The following is a 17,414-nucleotide window of genomic DNA, read 5'->3' as shown; positions in this document are numbered from 1 at the left end:
CGTCTCAATATTCCAAACGAATCGAACCAAAAGCCATCAACGGTTCCGCCGGGTTATTCGACCAAGTTGCGCGTTGGATGTAATACTGGGTCGAAGACACGTTGTTGATGTTAACCTGGGCAGTCAGGCGGGTCTTGCCGATATTCATACGATAAGCCGCCATTAAATCCAGGCGGGCATATGCGTCGTCATAAAAGCTGTTGTCCCGGTCGCCATAGCGCAAACCGGCGGCATAAATGCCGGCGCCGACGCTGAAGCCCTTTAGGAAGTCCTGTTGAAAATCGTACTTCATCCACAAACTGCCGGAATGCAATGGCGCGTAGGGTAATCGGTTGCCTTGGACGCCGGAGTTGTCCTTGGTTATTTCGGTATCGGTATAGGCATAGGTCCCGATCATGCTCAGTGCATTCGTCAACTGGCCGCTGACATCCCATTCCAAGCCCTGGCTGCGCGCTTCGCCGATGGCAACGCTGAGGTTTGGCGTCACCGGGTCGGGCGTCAGCACGTTTTGCTTGGTCAAATGGTAGTAAGCCAGAGTGCTGGTTAACTTGCCGTCGAAGAACGAGGTCTTGATACCGCCCTCGAATTCCGCGGAAGTCTGCGGCGCAAACGGCTTGCCGGACGCCTGCCGGCCGTTGTTAGCACCGAAGGACTCGACATAATGGCCGTACAACGACAACCAGTCGCTCGCCTCGTAGAGAATACCGACGCGCGGGCTTAAATTGTTTTCCTCAATATCGTCGTATGCCGCACTGGCCAGCGCCAAATTCTGATCGGAATAGCCGTAGCCGTAAGTCGAGATGTCGTAACGCAAACCGCCCATGACATGGAGTTTATCCCACAACGTGATCTCGTCCTGACCATAAACCCCAAACCACTCATTGTCTTCGATAGCGCTATAACCAAATGGTGGCTGCATGGCGGCTTGTACATCAAACAAGGGCATGCTCTGGAAAATGTTGACCGTATCCAGAGCACGCGCCGTCGCTTGGTCGCGCGTGCGCTGATGGTAATAATCGCCACCGATCAGCATGTTGTGGTCTATGCCAAAGGTATTGAATTTGCCGGTCAAATCCAGATACACGGTTTGAGTATCGTACCCCAAACCGCCAAACCAGGCGCCGCGCGGCGTATCGCCGTTTACCGCCGCCTTACCGTCGGCATAGGTTTCTTGCAAATTGGCGTCACCTTCGACAATGACCATACCGTTTCTGATCTTCCAGTTATCGTTGAAGCTGTGCGACCAATTGAAATCGACCAACCAGTAGGAGTCCTTGTCCGCCAGCCCTTGCTGGGCGAAGGTTCGAGAAATCAGCGCCGGCGCGACCCGGTTGCCGGTCACCGGCAGTCCCGAGTCGTACGTTTTTTCGTCGTCCAGGTATTCCACCGAAAGATTCAGCTCGGTGCGATCCGTAGGCTTCCAGCTCAGACTGGGGGCGAAAAATATCCGGTCATTAAAGACGTTGTCCCGAAACGAATTGCTATCGAGATACGACATGTCCAAGCGGTAGGCCAGCGATTTGTCGTCAGTGACCGGGCCGGTCGCGGTAGCTTCGGTGCGGTAATAATCGTAGGAACCAAAGCGTTGTTCGATCGAATAGTAAGGGTCGGCCAAGGGCTTTTTGGTCACCAAGTTGATCAAACCGCCGGCTTCGATACGACCGTACAAGCCGGAAGCCGGACCTTTGACGACTTCAACCCGGTCAAGGTTGGCAAAGTCGGCGCTGCTTTTTTGCATGCGGATGCCGTTGCGATAGTAGTTGCTTCTAAAGCCCAATTCAAAGCCGCGCACCACGTACGCATCGGCACCACCGGTGGTGCCGCCATTCGAAGACTTTTGCTGCACGCCGCTAACGTTTTTCAAGGCATCCTGCAAACGAAAGGCTTGTTGATCGCGAATAACTGCTTGCGGAATCACCTGTACGGACATCGGAGTTTCCATCAGTGCCGTGTCGATTTTAGTTGCAGTTGAAGCGTTTCTCCGATTGTAATCCGGGTTATAAGGATCAGCCTCATTATAAACCGCCTTCCCCTCCACCCTCACGGCCGGCAATGTCGATACGTCAGCAGACGATTCCGCCACTTTAATCGCCACCGCATCACCCGCCGTAAACGTGTAGGTCAAACCAGTTCCCACCAACAACTTCTGTAAACCTTGCTCTACGGTAAATTCGCCCTCCAGCCCCTGGCTGGTTTTGCCGTCGGTCAATCGGGCATCCGCCGAAAGCATAATCCCGGCGTTGCCGGCGAACTGGCTTAGCGCATGGCTCAAGGTACCACTGCTGATGTGATAGCTGCGCTCGGCACCGGCGGGTTCGGCGGCAAGCGCGGGCATGGCCACCAGCGAGGTTGCCAGCACCAAACCGGTTATGGTCTGTTGCACGCTGCTGCTGGTTTTGTCGATGTGGTGCTTGGGTTTTCGCTTGGACATGGGGTCACTCCCTTGGTTTGTTTAGGTTTCAATTCACTTGCCAATCGAAACGGAAAAAAGGGAACCGCAAAAGTGAATTTTTTTCGATTATTTGCAATTATTTTTTTATGTTGTTAATAATCAAACTGTTAGGAACCTATGCTTTTTATAGGCTTCTCCGTGCATCATTGTTCAACTGCGCGGTTTGCCTGGTAAATATTATGGGCGGAGACAAATCGCTAGTTGTGATGTATGATTTTCAAAAATCATACACACGGAGATTCCGATGCGGACCAATATCATGATTGATGAAGCGCTAATGGCCGATGTTTTAAGCGTGACAGGCATTAAAACCAAGCGCGAAGCGGTCGAACAGGGCTTAAAAACTTTATTGATGCTAAAGCAGCAGGAAGCCATCAAAAAAATGAAAGGTCAATTAAAGTGGGAAGGCGATTTAGATCAAATGCGGGCTGAGCGGTGATTTTGGTCGATTCCAGTGTTTGGATCGATTATTTCAACGGCACGGAAACCATCGCTACCCAAAAACTGGACGGTTTGCTAGGTGCAAAGCCTGTCTGCACGGGTGATTTGATTTTGATGGAAGTGTTGCAGGGTTTTCGCAACGATCAGGATTACCAAACCGCAAAAGCGATGTTATGTGCTTTGCCCATACACACAATGCTCGGTAGGGAGATTAGTTTAAAGAGTGCGGAAAATTTTAGAAGTCTACGCAAGCAAGGTATCACCATTCGCAAAACCATCGACACCCTGATTGCTACTTTCTGTATTGAAAAGCAGATGCCATTGTTGCATTCGGATAAGGATTTTCTGCCATTCCAACAGCTTTTGGGCTTGCAGGTTATTTGAGCCTGCCATGGGCCGCCAGCGCAAAACTCAACGCCGCTCAATCCTCACCCACAACGGCGACACTTGCGAGACTTTGACCGGCAAGGTTTTTTCCAGCTCGGCTAGAATCCGGTCGGTGTCGTGAATGGGGTAGGCACCAACGATGCGCAGTTCGGCAATCTCCGGCGCACAGGTGATGTAGCCATGGCGATAGCGATTGAGTTGCACCACAAATTCGCCGAGTGGCTGATTGTCCGCCAACAAAAAGCCTTGGGTCCAGGCCGGTTGATCGAGTTCGGTGGGTTGAATGGGGGCGATGGCTTGGGCGTTAAACTGGGCTTGCTGTCCGGCGCTTAAGGTCTGGCGACTGGCGCCGGGGCCGCTTGGGGTGATCTCCACGGCACCGGCGTAGACACTGGTTTGGCTTTCTTCATGTTGTTGGTGAACACTGAAGCGGGTACCAATTGCCCTAACCCGACCTTCCGCACTATCTACGACGAACGGGCGATGCTGGCCGTTGCTGTCCGGTGCGGTTTCAATATAAATTTCGCCGCTTAGCAGGCGGATTCTGCGCAAGTCAGTTGAAAAGTCAACGTCGATAGCACTGGCCGCATCCATCTCGATGCGGCTGCCATCCGCCAAGCTAAGGCTGCGCGTGGCGCCTATGCCGGTTCGGTAATCAGCTCGCCACCCTCTCAGATAATCGGACCGCCACAACTCAAAGCCGGACAAGCCTACCGCAGCCAAAATCACCAAGTTTTTAAGAGCCTGACGGCGCTGCATATCCGGCGAGCCTAAGGCCGCCGCTGCGGTTTGCGTGGGCAGGCCATCGAATTTATGGGTAAAAAATTCCACCCGAGACCAAGCCGCCCGATGCGCAGGATGCGACGCCAGCCAAGCCTGCCATTGTTGCTGTTCAGTTTGACTGGTAGCGCCTGATTCCAATACCGCAAACCATTCCGCTGCCTCTGCCAGGATGCGGGGGTGAATGTCTGGATGATGTCGTTTGGCCATGATTGTTTATAGTGTGGCGGTCAGGCAATGCAACATCGCTCGGGCCATGTATTTTTTCACCATCCTATCGGAAACCCCCAAGCGTTGCCCTATCTGTACATAAGTTAAGCCATCCAGTTGCGACAGCAAGAATGCGCTACGGACTTTGGCGGGTAGTTCGTCCAGCAAGGCATCGATTTCCTGTAGGGTGGCGAGGATGATGGCATGCTCTTCGGGCGATGGCGCCAAGGGCTCCGGATACGCCGCCACGGAATCCCAGTAGGCTTGTTCGATAGCAGAACGGCGCCACTGATTGATCAACAAGCCTTTGGCAATCGTCGTCAGATAGGCGCGCGGCTCGCGAATGGCTTGCATGTCTTGTGCGGTGAGGACGCGCATGAAGGTGTCGTGCGCGTGGTCTTCGGCCTGCAAGCGGCATTGAACGCGGCGGTTTAGCCAACCGAGCAGCCAGGAATGATGCTCTTGGTAGAACTCAGCCAACCCTTTGTCGGGCATTATTGTGGCTGTCATGATTTATGTCCTTCAGCGTGCAAAATGAGTGTAAATCCAATGAAGAATAAACAGGGGCGGACAGTGTGTTGTGTGCTCATGGAGGTTGCCACAATCGGGGTAAGGGCCAATTCAGACGCGCTATTTCTTAGAAAAACCTATAAATAAAGCAAATTTAGGGCCGAATATTAGGATTTTGCACCGCCCCTGTGCGTCGTCTATTGGCTTATTATTTTATTTCAACGGCTTACAGGGGGACTTTCCGCGGTGTTAACTGTGGCTCAACGATTTTCCTTGATACATGAGCGAAGAAAAGACAGCTTTGGCGGGATTTGACCGAATTGGTTTATGGCATATGACGCAGTTTAATTGTTTAAGCGCTCTGCCGGTTGTTAAAGCATGCAGTCTGCACACATTGGCCTTCTTTTTCAAAGCGAACTGTCGCGGCGTAGGAACCATGCTGGCACTTAGCAAAACGCTTGCTAGAGTTGTAGTACTTTCAATCCCGAAAACAACGGTATCCCCATGAATCAGCCCCGCTATTTCTTCGCCGGTGACCAATGCTTTGTCATCGAACGGTATAACGACTGCGCCCCCTTCGCCAGCTTTCTGCCGGGGATTGCCGGCATGCATGGACGTCCGGCCTGGGCGTTTTATGTGAATCGCGGCCAGGCGATTGCCAGTTTTGGGGTGCGGAATAAGGACGGGGCATTTTTAGAGTTTTTCCCGGCGGACAAGGCCTACCAACTGACGCCGTCGCGCGGGTTTCGCACGTTTTTGAAAATTGACGACGGCCAGCATACTCGCCCATACGAGCCGTTTCAACGTGGTGCTGGGCTGGAGGTGAAGCAACGTCTTTACGTGACTCCGCATGAAGTAGGCGTGGAGGAAGTCAATCCCCCACTGGGTTTACGCTTGCGCGCCGACGTGTTCACGCTAGCCGAAGCGCCGGTTGCCGGGTTGCTGCGGCGGGTAGAGATTGCCAACACCATGGATAAAGCCCTACACCTCGAGATCGTCGATGGCTTGCCGCAAGTGCTGCCTTATGCGATGAATCAATGGATCCTCAAATTCATGAGCCGCACGTCCGAGGCCTTTATGCGGGTGGAGGGCGCGGCGGAAAATCGGCCGTTTTATCGCTTGAAAGTCTGGCCCACCGACAGCCCGCAGGTGGAGCCGGTGATTGCCGGCAATTTCTTCGTCGGCTTTTTGGATGGTCAGCACAATCAAGCTATTGTCGATCCGGAGCGGATTTTTGGTTTGGCCGGCGATTTTTCGCAAGCGGAGCGATTTTTTTCAGACCAGCCCTTGGACTTTGCCGAGCAAGTCTGCGGCAATCAAACGCCGGCGGCGTTTCAACATCTTAAGCTGTCTTTGCAGCCCGGTGAAAGCCGGGTGTTTTACGGCGTGTACGGTCACGCCGGCTCCCGTGGAATTTTCGATCAATTTCTGCTTGAAGCTCTGCAACCAGGCTATTTCGAGGCAAAGCGCGAGATCAATCGTAGCTTGGTTAATAACATCAGGCAACGCGCGTTCACCGCCACCGCCCAGCCGCTATTCGATGCTCACGCCCGCCAATGTTATCTGGACAACGGTTTGCGCGGCGGCTTTTCCATGCCGGTGCCGGGCGGCGCGCATTTGTATTTGTTTGGTCGCAAGCACGGCGATCTGGAACGCGATTACAACGATTTTTTATTGCAGGACACGCCCTATTCCGAAGGTAACGGCGATTTTCGCGATGTGTTGCAAAATCGGCGCATGGATTTGTTCTTCGACCCGGCCTTGGATGCCAAGAACATTCGCTATTTTTTCAATCTGATTCAGCCGGATGGCTATAACCCTTGTGCTTTGCGCAACTCGCGGTTTGTCGTGGATGCACCGGCAAATTTTGCGCACTTCTACGGGCGTTTTCCAGAACTGGAGCCCTTGCTACACAAAGAATTTAAGTATGCGGAACTGGTGGAAATCGTGGGAGCCGCGGACGATGCGGAAAACATCCTGACTACTGTTTTGTCCCACGCCCAAGAATTGGAAGATGCTGAATTCGACCGCGGTTATTGGTCGGATCACTGGACCTATCTGGTGGACTTATTGCTTAGTTACGCGGCGATTTTTCCGGATCGTTTGGCCGGTTTATTTCAGGACAAAACCTACAGCTTTTTCGACCCTACTCATAAGGTCGCGGCGCGCACACAAAAATATGTGGTCACGGCAAACGGCGTGCGCCAATACAATGCCGTGCGCTATTGCCCGGAGAAAAAGGCATTGATCGATGCGCGACAGCAGCGCCGTTACCAAGTACGTTCGCAAGCCGGCCACGGCGAGATTGTCTACACCAGTTTATTGGGGAAGATTCTGACCCTGGTCGCCAATAAGCTGGCGACGCTCGACCCCGCCGGCGTGGGCATTGAAATGGAGGCGGACCGGCCTGGCTGGTGTGATGCCTTAAACGGCCTGCCCGGCATTTTAGGCTCGTCGGTCAACGAAACCATCGAGTTGAAGCGCCTGGTGGATTTTACCTTCAGCGCGCTGATCCAATTGAAGGAAGCGTGCGCCGTACCCGTCGAATTGGCGGACTTTGTGACGGCGTTGCATAAGTTGTTAACTCGCGATGATTTGACGCCGGAACTGTTCTGGCAGGAAAGCGGCGCGTTGAAAGAAGTCTATCGGCAACAGGTATTCATGGGCTTTTCCGGTGCCGAACAGGCTCTGGCACTGTCTGACATTCAAGCCTTCCTGCGCTTGGTAGCCCACTACCTGGACGCCGCAATCGACAAAGCCCGCACGCCCCAAGGCATAGTTACCTATTTTGCGTACGAGGCAGAGCAATATCATGAGTTGGAAACCGGGGGCATCGCCGTCACCCGCTTTCAGCAAAAACCGCTGCCGTTATTCCTGGAAGGTTTTGTGCACGCCTTACGGATCGCCGACCCGATGCAGGCGCAGACCCTGTATCAAGCTGTGCGCAATTCGGATTTATACGATGCCAAACTGGGCATGTACCGGGTCAACGAACCCTTGGGTGACCGGGCGCTGGACTTGGGACGTATCGGGGTTTTTAACTACGGCTGGCTGGAGAACGGCTCGATCTTTTTACACATGCATTACAAGTTTGTACTGGAGATGGTGCGTGCCGGCTTGGTCGATGAGTTTTACGCCCACATCGAATCACTATTGGTGCCTTTTCACGACCCGGGCGAATACAAACGCAATCCCATCGAAAACTCCAGCTTTTTGGTCAGTAGCGGTTTTACAATCGATGCCCGCCAGCACGGCCGCGGCTGCGTGGCCCGATTATCCGGCGCGACCGTGGAGTTTTTGCATTTGTGGACGCACCTGTTCCTGGGGCCGGCACCGTTTACATGGGAAGCCGGCATCTTGGCATTTAAACCGACACCGCTGTTGGCTGCCGCGTTTTTTTCCGCTGAAGCACAAATTGCCACGCCGTTTGTCGAGCCTGAAACCTTGCCGGCCGCTAGTGCGACCTGCACGCTCTTCGGTTCGACGCTACTGGTTTACAGCAATCCGCAACGCCGCGATACGTTTGGCCCGGAGGCAGTCAAACCGATTGAGTACCGGTTGTATGGTCGAGACGGCACGACACAAACCCTAACCGCAGCCAGTGTCTCAGGCCCGGTAGCAGAAGCGTTACGTTTAGGGCAATTTCGCCGGGTCGATGTACTACTGGGCTAAATGCCGCTAGGCTGCCCACACATAGGTAGCCACTGCTCTGCCCGGTATCTCAACAAGCGCGTTTTTGCCTTGATAGTGGATAGCAAAGGCTTGAGGCTCGACTGCGTCGTTTAACACGATCAATACGATAAAACCCGCCGGCGTGCGGAAGGCCACGTTAGGCAAATAGTCGTTTTGCACGCCGGAAGCAATCCGCACGGAACCGGGCCGGACAAACTTGGCCGCGTGGGCAATCACGTAATACGCGACATTGCGAGTGACCTGATCGCCGTCTATTGTCAACGCGCCCACGCAGCGGGCTTCGCCGCCCGGCGTGTGCGGCCCGCAAAACGGATCGGAGGCCAAATTCCATTCCAACACCGCCCTGCTCCAGTGCCGCAACGAACCGATCAACACGTGGCGGGCGTGCCACATTAAATCGCCACCAAACTCGCCGTCCGAACCCACCCATTGTTCGGTGAAATACAGTTTCATGTCGGGGTAAGCTTGATGCACTTCCGATAATACCGAAATATCACCGCCATACAGATGCCAAGCGGAGCCGCTGAGATACTGGCGAGCGTCGGCGTCGGCGAAGACCGTCAACGGGTACTCTTTGACATCGCAATTGTGATCCCAGCAAAACACTTCCACATCAGCTAATCCCGCCTCGCGCAAGGCCGGTCCCAAATGATGTTTGATAAATGCAGCCTGCTCCGGCGCTTCCATCGCCATGCTGGGCTCGTTTTTTTGATTGAGCGGCTCGTTCTGCGGCGTGATACCATGAATCACGATGCCGCGTTCGCGCATCGCTTGCAGATATTTCACCAAATACGCCGCGTAGACGGCATAGCATTCGGGCTTAAGTTTGCCGCCGATAAACGCTTGGTTAGTCTTCATCCAACGCGGTGCCGACCACGCGGTGGCGATAATTCGAATAGTTGGATTGAGCGCCAGAATATCTTGGAGTAGCGGAATAACCTCGATATCGCCGGCATTCAAATCAAAATGCGCCAGTTCCATGTCAGTCTGACCATCGGGCATGTCGTCATAGCTAAAGCAACGCTCGCTTAAATCGGAAGCGCCGATACTAAGCCGCAAACAGCTGACGCCGATCCCGTCACCATCTGGCAAAAATAGTTCCTGCAACAAAGCTTGCCGTTCGACGTTGGGCAGTGCCGCAATCAGCATGGCGCTGCCGCCGGTCAAGGAGAAGCCAAAAGCTTCCACGGTTTGATAAACATCGCCGGTATCGACCGCTATTACCGGCACATCGCCGAGAGGGTTGTTAAAACCAAAACCACTGGTCTGTGGTTGTAACAAGGCTTGCTGGTCGGCAGTCGTCAGCCAAATCTCTATAGGCTCGCGCCCCGCGCTTTCGGAAAATAGTGATTGAAAAGCGTTGGTATGCTCAGACATGACAGCCCTCATGGTTAATGCGGAAGCGGTTCCGCCGGATTCAATACAAACAGCATGGCGCTATATTATCGACTTTGCTCAGGCTAGCCAGTTAATTTTCCCGCCTGTTTAATGCCATCGTGAAAACTGCACATTCCACACATTGTGCTCAGGGTCTCAGGCTTTTTGCTGGGCAATGTCATAAAACCGTCAAAATCACTTATACTGCGATTTCCGTTTTAACGTATGGAGATCGGATATGAAAAAATTGGTTTCAATTCGCGCGCTAACCACTCGGCTAAATCGTAAGCTGGCCAAGGAGTCGAAGAAGTTGTTGAAGTACAAGCCGAGGTTGCAGAACAACGATACGATTGTCGAATACGCCGTTGTGGATCTAAAGACGAACTCCATCATTAATTTTCATATGGCGAGCGAATTGCAAGAATTTGCCAGAGGCCTAGGCTGCTTAGCCAGCCTGGAAGAAGTTTCTTTCGAATAGCAGCCGTGTAGCGTTGCAGTTCCATAAAGCCGGGTACGCCCGGCTTTTTTGTGCGCCTAAATCGCGGCTTATCTATATTCAGCGCGTCGGCTTTTTAGGTTTTTCCGTTTAACTGGTTACTCAAAGCGCGTTCCGAAATATCGTTGTACAAATTGGCTAATTCAGCGATCAACTTTTGATATTCAGGGTGGTGCTTCAATAGCGGCATCATAGTGCTGGCCTCTGAAAGCATTTGTTCAAAATGCATGATTTCAATCTCGTTCAGCGTATCGCCCTCTTCCACTCTTTTTTTAACGGCCAACGCGCGCGGAATGGACTGTTCTTCCAATTGCTCCACAAAGGCAGTGATAATGCCGATTTCATCATCTGACGAATACATTTGTATTTCCTGTTTGTTGCGACGAAAAGCCATCGCTGCTGAATTATCGCCTTGTCTCCCGGAAGTCTCTAACCTTCTGCCTGTCTCGGAGCATAGCGTTTCCTTTGGTTTTTAGAAGCTCCCTTCCCTGAGTTTTTGGTATTTTGCGGAAAAAATCAGATGTAAATTTTGACTTTGAACATGGTAAAGCCGAATATTGAAACTACTCTTTAGCATTTTTGGATAAAAAGATGACGTTTCTTAAAAAAATATCTGCCATAGCTCTTTTAGCTCTAACAACGAATACCGCCTGGTCCGAACCTGTTCACTTTTGCAAAGTGCAAAGAGTTTACGAAGACGATGTCAGCGTACAGCCAAAGATTGTCCATGAGGACTGCTCTGGCGTCGCCTTTCTTTGGTATGCCAAATTTTACGTCGAAGCATCCTGCTGGCCCGGCGCTATCGAATTATTGAAGGGTAAATGCGAACAAACTGAAGTCGATTCCAAAGACTATGCTCCCGAGCCAACGGTAACCGAAACCCAAGAAGAAAATCAGGAAAAAGGCCTTTAGGCAACAAGCCCTATCAAGCAGAAACGCTTGACCTGCGGTTCAGGTTTTCCTTCCCTGCGTCGATTGCCTTCAGACTTGCCGGTAAGGTCCACGACAACCATCCGCCGGACATGCTGTTGGTCGTCCGGCCGTGAAATGACCAAGCCTGCCGAAATTCATCCGTAGGCGAACTCGCGCCATTCAAATTCCGGAATCAGGCCTTGCCGGTGCTGTGAACCGCCCGCAGCACCAATATTTTCCCGAACGTTCGCAAGCTCACCACCTCTTGAAGTACCAATCCACTGGCATCGAACAGTCGCCGCCATTCGGCCAGCGTTCGCTCCCGGCCGCTGGTGTTGACGAACATTTGCATGTCGAATGAGGCTGCAGCGATGTCGGTCGGACTATCCGGCATCAACATCTCCATCACGGCGATGGCAGCGCCGCTATCTGCACTAGCTTCCGCGACATTGCGCAGCACGGTGACGCAGGTGTCGTCGTCGAAGCCATGCAGCACCGCGCTCAGCAGGTAAATATCCTTGTCGCTATGCGCCTTGGGAACGGCTTGCAGTAGGTCCCAGGCTTCGAAGCGCATGCGTTGCAGTGCCGCGCCCTCGCCTTTTTCCGTCCAGAACTGCGCGGCGCCTTGGATGACCTGTTCGCGGTCGGCCACTAGAGCCCTGAGCTGCGGATGGCGTTTGAGGATGGCGAGCGATTTTGCACCCTTGGAGCCGCCGATGTCGACGATGCGCTCGAAGCGCGACCAATCGAAATCGGTAACAAAGCTGTCGCCGGCCAAGGCTTCTAAGCTATCCATCGCCCGCGCGAACAACGCATCGAATTCGGGATGGTCGTCCATATAGGCGTAAAACGCCTGCCCGTGCGCCGATTCGAACGGCACGCCGCCGTTGCGCACGCCCTGTTCCAGTTGTTCGAACCACGGCCGGCTCATTTCCGGCGAGTTGTGCATCAGCACCATCGCCCGCACGCTGTTGGGATAATCCTGACGCAAACAAGACGAAAGCTTGTTGTTGCGGAAGCGACGCAGCGAGACTTCCTCGAACACGCCGATAGCCGCCAGCATGCGCAGCAAGCGGTAGAGCGCATCGGCGTCGGCGGCGACGCGCTCGGCCAGGGTTTCGATGCTCGCTTCATCATCAGCCAGCGCGCCGGCGATGTCCAGCCGCGCCGCGACATACAACGCCCGCGATTGCCAAAAGGCCGAACCGATCTGGATCAGGCGGAACGGCGGCGGCACGAGTTTGTTGGGCAGATTTTGCAGCCGGGCGCCGAACCTAGCGAGTTTGGCAAAACGGCGCACCGCGCCGGCATTTTTTTGCAATGTCATGTCACACTCCCGCTTGCACCGCAGCCATGCCGGCCGCCAATAGTTTGCCGTTGAGCGCGGCGAGTTCATCGAGAAAGGCTTCGTCCATCTGCCCGCCCATCTGTTCCTCGAAAATGTCTTTCAACAGCATCGGCATCATCGCAAGACTGACGAAAGCCATGCGCGCCACGTCGGGATTGATCGTTATATCGACCTGCCCGCTTGCCTTCAGCTGTTCCAGGCGCCGCGCACCGCCGCTGCGGCCGCGTTCCAGCAACTGCAGGATGAAACGCCGTCCCGGCCCGTGGTTGAGGGCAAGCACCTTGAGAATAAGCTTGGGAAACTCGGGATGCTTGCACATGGTGTCGTAATAGAAGTGCAGATATTCGGTGAAGCCGCCGACGTCGGACAGCGTATCGCTGTCGAGCATGTCCAGGATGGGCTTGAGCGTCTCACGGATCATTTCTTCGTAGAGGCCTTCCTTGTTGCCGAAGTAGTAGCGGATCATCGAGACATTAACGCCCGCCTGGTCGGCGATGGCGCGGGTGGTGACCTTGTGGTATTCGTCGGCAAGGAAACACTCCAGCGCCGCCTTGAGCAGACGCGCGTAAACCGGGTCGTTAATATCGTTCATCACAAAAACTCCTGCAAGCCAAGATGGCGGCAGGTTAGCACCGGCAGCACAACCGCCCTAGCGTTTCCGTCAATCAAGATGCGGGGTTTGATTGAACGGAAAGCCGTTCGCAGTCAGCGCAGCAAGCGCACCCCGAGCAGCATACAGCCCACGGCAAAGGTAAAAATCCCGGCGATAGACACGTACAGCGAAATCATCGGCCCCAGCGCATACACCACGGCGCCGACGAAGATCGATGCCGCCGCCGGCTTGGGATAGATCGCCGAACGGTAGATAGCCAGGCAAAACAGCACGATACCGATCAAAATCGCCGCGGAAGCCGAAATTCTAAACGCCAACACCGCCGGATCGTTTTTGATGACGGCGTCGCGCAACAGAAAGGCGGTTTCCGGATAGCGGACGATGACGGGGTAAAGAAACAGCTCCCAAGTCACGTTGCAGGCCTGCAACAAATAAGCCGCCTCGACGAATAAAAAACCCACGGCGCCCTGCACGCCGGCCGTGTCACGCATCTTGGCATAAACGGCATAAAACGCCACCAGCAAGGCTAACACGCCAGCGAAGGCGACCAGCGCCAAAGGCACTCAAGCTGAATTGCGCACCACCTCGGCATAGTCGAAGTTTCCCGTCCCTAACGGTAACAAGATCGGGAACAAGACCGCATAGGCGCTGAGCAATAGCGATCCCAAGATGATGGCGAGGCCGCCGAGTTTTTCGAAAATGTGCATGTTCGATCCTCCCTGTTTCGATTGATTGTCGGCCACTGCTTCCGGTCAGATCACGACAATGAAGATTCGGACAGCCGTAGGCTGGGAAGAGCGAAAGCAAAACCCAGCACAACTGCCATCAATGCTGGGTTTCATTGCATTCAACCCAGCCTACGGTCCTGGCGCGCTCCGGATCGGTCGCTTGCAAGGCATCGGCCAAGATCGCATCGGTGTAGTCATTGGCGCAGCGGTTTTGCTTGGCCTTTTCCAGAACGTCTAAAGCACCTTGCACATCGCCTGCGTCTAAACGCGCCTTGGCTTCACTGGTATAAAACGCCGCATTCTTGCTGCCGGCTTCGATATGTTTCATCCGGATTTGGCTGGCGCGCGCCGGATCGGTCGCTTGCAAGGCATCGGCCATGATCGAATCGGTGTAGTCATCCGCGCAGCGGTTTTGCTTGGCCTTTTCCAGAACGTCTAAAGCACCTTGCACATCGCCTGCGTCTAAACGCGCCTTGGCTTCACTGTTATAAAACGCCGCATTCTTACTGCCGGCTTCGATATGTTTCATCCGGATTTGGCTGGCGCGCGCCGGATCGGTCGCTTGCAAGGCATCGGCCAAGATCGCATCGGTGTAGTCATTGGCGCAGCGGTTTTGCTTGGCCTTTTCCAGAAAGTCTAAAGCACCTTGCACATCGCCTGCGTCTAAACGCGCCTTGGCTTCACTGGTATAAAACGCCGCATTCTTGCTGCCGGCTTCGATACATTCCAAACGCAATTCGCTGGCTTTACCGGCTTCCCCTACTATATCGAGACAATCCGCCTTAACAGCAAGCACGAAATCATTGATGGCTTGAGGATAGTTGTTTTCAACTTCGGCGAGACGTTCCAAAAAGTCTTTCGCCCCCCGATAGCCCTGATGCGACATGACTTTGCCCAAATTGGCCCAATAAGGCGCAAAACCGGGATTAAGCCGGCAAGCTTCTTGGAAGCATTCCAAAGCCTTCTGACTCGTCGGCCCCTCTTCCTTCAGCCAGCATTCACCCAGAAACCGGTGATATTTATGAAAATCCGGCTTTAAACGTAATGCATATTCCAGCGCCGTACACTGTTGCTTAACAGGGGCATTAATTTTGTACAGGTAATCGTTTAATTGCTGGATGCGCTGCCATGCCCAATCCAAGTTGCCAGTTATTAGCTCAACGGCGATAGTCTGTATTTGATCGGTCAAGTCTGCGGCAGTCAGATGATGAAAGGCCTCCACCGCCCGGGAAATATTGAGATTGCTTATCCGTGTTCGCCTGCCCAATTGTTCCAACCAACAATTTGCGATGGCGGCGTGCAGTTGACGCACCAAGGCCTTATGAACTTCGTCGATATTCTGAAGATCGCCATCGCAATTATCTTCGTCTTGATCGACGTAACCCAGTTGACGATTACGCACCCAGGAAGCAATGAAGCTGTGCAAAAAATATACGGAATGCTCGGCATTGCTCGAAACCAGAAGCCGGCGGTCCAAACCGTCCCACGCATAAGCAATGTTTAACTCTTGCTCCAACATTTCGACGTGGTCGTGGGGAATCCCACTTCGATACAAGGCAAATGTTTGCATTAATTTTCGTTCGGCGTCGCTTAAGACCTTGTGGTAAAGATCGTCCAACAGCAGGTTGTCGATGCCGTCTTCGAAACGATCGCGGTGCCGCTGCAAGACTTGAAGCGGCGTTTCGGCAAGTTCGCAAGCGACTTGGATCAGAAGTTGCGTCGCCAAGGTATGAGCGTTGCCGCCGTGTCCGCCGCCCAACCATTGATAAATCCGTTTTAATTCGTCGCCGCTGTAAGACCATGAATCCGCAACCTCCGGTGGCGCAGCATCCTTGAACCATTCCTGTATACTGGTTTTATCCAAACCGGTAATTTCGCAATCATTGGCAATGTTTGCAAAAAAATGCTTAGGCGGACGCTCCCGCAATTCCAATAGCCAATGCCATTGAACGCCAAGTGCGGCTTGCAGTCCGCTCAACAATTGGCCGATTGCATGGTCTCGAAACCCTTCTCGGTCGATTAAATGATGGGCATTTTCGATCCATATCCAAGCGGAGCGAGGATTGGCGTAGCGACGACTTATTTCTGCGGCAATAGTGGCTGAATCGCCTTTTGGCGCCTCCGGAAACTCCGCCGTTTCGCCCAATAGCGTGGCAATTTGCCGAAAGACTTCGTCGGCCGTCGTAAAACGCGAAACCGAAAACCGGTGCAATTCTTTCGATGCTAACGGTTGTTTTTGCCCCAATGCTTCTATGAATTTCGATTTGCCGTTGCCTCGCAGACCGTAAACCAACAAAAAAGGCAATCGCTTGAGTTTATTAACGGCTTCTTGAAGCAGTTTGTCCCGACCATAGAGTTTGAAAATCTGCTTGGCGTTTTCGGTTTGAATCGGTCTCCCCGTATTCGCGCTCGGTGTCGTTGGGGGAGGTAATGGTTCTGCTAGCCGTTTTATTTTGTCTGGCAAATCGAAAGGCCATTTGCCGGAAGGTGCATGCTCTTCAATCGTTGCAACTTTCCAACTTTTTCCGCCTCTCCTGTGCTCGTGTAAATACGTTACGCCTTTGCCAGTCGATAAGTCGATTTGAACCAAATTGATGCCGAACTCTTCGCTAACTTCGGCTCCAACAGCCCCAGCTGCGAAAGTAATGTGGTTTTGTCCCGGATCGAGCCATTGATTGTGTACATGGCCGTGCAACCAAAAGTGAAAATCAGTGGAAATACGACGAGTCGCAATATCGCGATCTGCTGTATTGAGCCAATCGACGGGATGATGGATTAAACCTATGCGAATATCGGCATTCTTGATCGGCAAATCGGCTTGATTGAACTGATATTCCGCCGCCAACCAAATAGCGCGGTCGTCTTCAGGCCCGGAACAGGACCAAGCGGAATTAAATCCGGCGAGACCGACTTTCAAATCGTCAATATCGACAATTTGGCTATAAGAATGTCTTCCGTCGTTATCGGTTTGGTGAGGTAAATATTCTTTAACGAATAGAGCATATTCATCGAGCCGTTTAACGGCGTCTTTGAATTCAGGCGAGCAATCATTGAAACGTTGGTTGATCTTATTTATATGAGCCGATGCATCCTCCGCCCAACGATTAAGTGTTTCCTGAGCATCATTGTTGATGTTGTTGCGGTTAACGTCGTGATTACCCGGCACGACAAACAAACGCCGATCTGGCAATGGTTTGCCTTCTTGCCCACATACTGTGAGTAGTTTGCTAAAAAATTCCTTAGCCTGATTATATTGATCTGCCAATTGGGACGAACGGGTTTCTCCGAAAGCAATATCGCCCGTACAAAAAATCAAGTCCGGGCGCAACGAAGGATCGTCAACAAACATTGTTTGGAGATAAGTTATTAAATTATCCCGTGTAGAGTTGTCACGCCACTCTGTATTTGGATGAAAATGGATGTCCGAAATATGTAGCCAAGTCAGTTTGGTTTTCATGAGTCCCTTG

Annotated in this window: 15 protein-coding genes; 5 read left to right on the top strand and 10 right to left on the bottom strand. The window is 52.9% G+C overall.

Translation table 11 applies throughout. The features are described from left to right. Positions 1 to 4: 4 nt before the first annotated feature. The gene (locus QLH52_RS05335; protein ID WP_319960806.1) at positions 5 to 2,431 is read right to left on the bottom strand and encodes a TonB-dependent siderophore receptor; all 2,427 of its coding nucleotides are present in this window, start codon (positions 2,429 to 2,431) and stop codon (positions 5 to 7) included. A gap of 265 nt (positions 2,432 to 2,696) precedes the next feature. On the opposite strand from QLH52_RS05335, the gene QLH52_RS05330 reads away from it, so the two are divergent. Together QLH52_RS05330 and vapC are read left to right on the top strand one after the other, a co-directional pair. After that, positions 2,697 to 2,891: a type II toxin-antitoxin system VapB family antitoxin gene (locus QLH52_RS05330; protein ID WP_033156185.1), complete on the top strand. Its 195-nt coding sequence runs from the start codon at positions 2,697 to 2,699 to the stop codon at positions 2,889 to 2,891. Then, complete coding sequence (vapC, locus tag QLH52_RS05325) at positions 2,888 to 3,277, top strand: type II toxin-antitoxin system VapC family toxin (RefSeq protein WP_319960805.1); 390 nt, start codon at positions 2,888 to 2,890, stop codon at positions 3,275 to 3,277. Before QLH52_RS05330 ends, vapC begins: the two co-directional genes overlap by 4 nt. A gap of 27 nt (positions 3,278 to 3,304) precedes the next feature. Here the strand turns inward: vapC and QLH52_RS05320 are convergent, their stop codons facing one another. Both QLH52_RS05320 and QLH52_RS05315 read right to left on the bottom strand, forming a co-directional pair. Further along, positions 3,305 to 4,270 carry a FecR domain-containing protein gene (locus tag QLH52_RS05320; protein WP_319960804.1) on the bottom strand — a complete coding sequence of 322 codons (966 nt, stop codon included), beginning with the start codon at positions 4,268 to 4,270 and terminating at the stop codon, positions 3,305 to 3,307. A 6-nt stretch (positions 4,271 to 4,276) separates the two neighbouring features. Next, the gene (locus QLH52_RS05315; protein ID WP_319960803.1) at positions 4,277 to 4,780 is read right to left on the bottom strand and encodes a sigma-70 family RNA polymerase sigma factor; all 504 of its coding nucleotides are present in this window, start codon (positions 4,778 to 4,780) and stop codon (positions 4,277 to 4,279) included. A gap of 504 nt (positions 4,781 to 5,284) precedes the next feature. Between QLH52_RS05315 and QLH52_RS05310 the strand changes: the two genes are divergently transcribed. Further along, positions 5,285 to 8,452 carry a hypothetical protein gene (locus QLH52_RS05310; protein ID WP_101053122.1) on the top strand — a complete coding sequence of 1,056 codons (3,168 nt, stop codon included), beginning with the start codon at positions 5,285 to 5,287 and terminating at the stop codon, positions 8,450 to 8,452. A gap of 6 nt (positions 8,453 to 8,458) precedes the next feature. Here QLH52_RS05310 and QLH52_RS05305 read toward each other — a convergent pair whose 3' ends face one another. Continuing rightward, positions 8,459 to 9,850 (bottom strand): glycoside hydrolase family 30 protein, encoded by a 1,392-nt coding sequence (locus QLH52_RS05305; protein WP_033156180.1) that lies wholly within the window; start codon positions 9,848 to 9,850, stop codon positions 8,459 to 8,461. Positions 9,851 to 10,088: 238 nt separating this feature from the next. On the opposite strand from QLH52_RS05305, the gene QLH52_RS05300 reads away from it, so the two are divergent. Continuing rightward, positions 10,089 to 10,328 carry a hypothetical protein gene (locus QLH52_RS05300; protein ID WP_033156179.1) on the top strand — a complete coding sequence of 80 codons (240 nt, stop codon included), beginning with the start codon at positions 10,089 to 10,091 and terminating at the stop codon, positions 10,326 to 10,328. A gap of 94 nt (positions 10,329 to 10,422) precedes the next feature. Here QLH52_RS05300 and QLH52_RS05295 read toward each other — a convergent pair whose 3' ends face one another. Further along, positions 10,423 to 10,707, bottom strand: a complete 285-nt coding sequence (locus tag QLH52_RS05295; RefSeq protein ID WP_133120677.1) for a hypothetical protein — start codon at positions 10,705 to 10,707, stop codon at positions 10,423 to 10,425. A gap of 230 nt (positions 10,708 to 10,937) precedes the next feature. Between QLH52_RS05295 and QLH52_RS05290 the strand changes: the two genes are divergently transcribed. Beyond that, the gene (locus tag QLH52_RS05290; RefSeq protein WP_319960802.1) at positions 10,938 to 11,258 is read left to right on the top strand and encodes a hypothetical protein; all 321 of its coding nucleotides are present in this window, start codon (positions 10,938 to 10,940) and stop codon (positions 11,256 to 11,258) included. Between the two features lie 193 nt (positions 11,259 to 11,451). Here the strand turns inward: QLH52_RS05290 and QLH52_RS05285 are convergent, their stop codons facing one another. The 5 genes from QLH52_RS05285 to QLH52_RS05265 form a co-directional block, all read right to left on the bottom strand. Next, positions 11,452 to 12,585: a methyltransferase gene (locus tag QLH52_RS05285; RefSeq protein ID WP_319960801.1), complete on the bottom strand. Its 1,134-nt coding sequence runs from the start codon at positions 12,583 to 12,585 to the stop codon at positions 11,452 to 11,454. 1 nt (position 12,586) lies between these two features. Next, on the bottom strand, positions 12,587 to 13,198 hold the full coding sequence (locus tag QLH52_RS05280) for a TetR/AcrR family transcriptional regulator (RefSeq protein ID WP_319960800.1): 612 nt from the start codon (positions 13,196 to 13,198) through the stop codon (positions 12,587 to 12,589). Between the two features lie 113 nt (positions 13,199 to 13,311). Next, positions 13,312 to 13,776: a hypothetical protein gene (locus QLH52_RS05275; protein WP_319960799.1), complete on the bottom strand. Its 465-nt coding sequence runs from the start codon at positions 13,774 to 13,776 to the stop codon at positions 13,312 to 13,314. Between the two features lie 6 nt (positions 13,777 to 13,782). Next, positions 13,783 to 13,926 carry a hypothetical protein gene (locus QLH52_RS05270; RefSeq protein WP_319960798.1) on the bottom strand — a complete coding sequence of 48 codons (144 nt, stop codon included), beginning with the start codon at positions 13,924 to 13,926 and terminating at the stop codon, positions 13,783 to 13,785. 118 nt (positions 13,927 to 14,044) lie between these two features. Next, the gene (locus QLH52_RS05265) at positions 14,045 to 17,404 is read right to left on the bottom strand and encodes a metallophosphoesterase (protein ID WP_319960797.1); all 3,360 of its coding nucleotides are present in this window, start codon (positions 17,402 to 17,404) and stop codon (positions 14,045 to 14,047) included. Positions 17,405 to 17,414 lie beyond the last annotated feature (10 nt).

Origin of the sequence: Methylomonas defluvii, from assembly GCF_033949435.1 — a bacterium.
GTDB lineage: Bacteria > Pseudomonadota > Gammaproteobacteria > Methylococcales > Methylomonadaceae > Methylomonas > Methylomonas defluvii.
The sequence above is the reverse complement of the archived record's forward strand: the minus strand, read 5'-3'. Positions and strand labels throughout refer to the sequence as shown.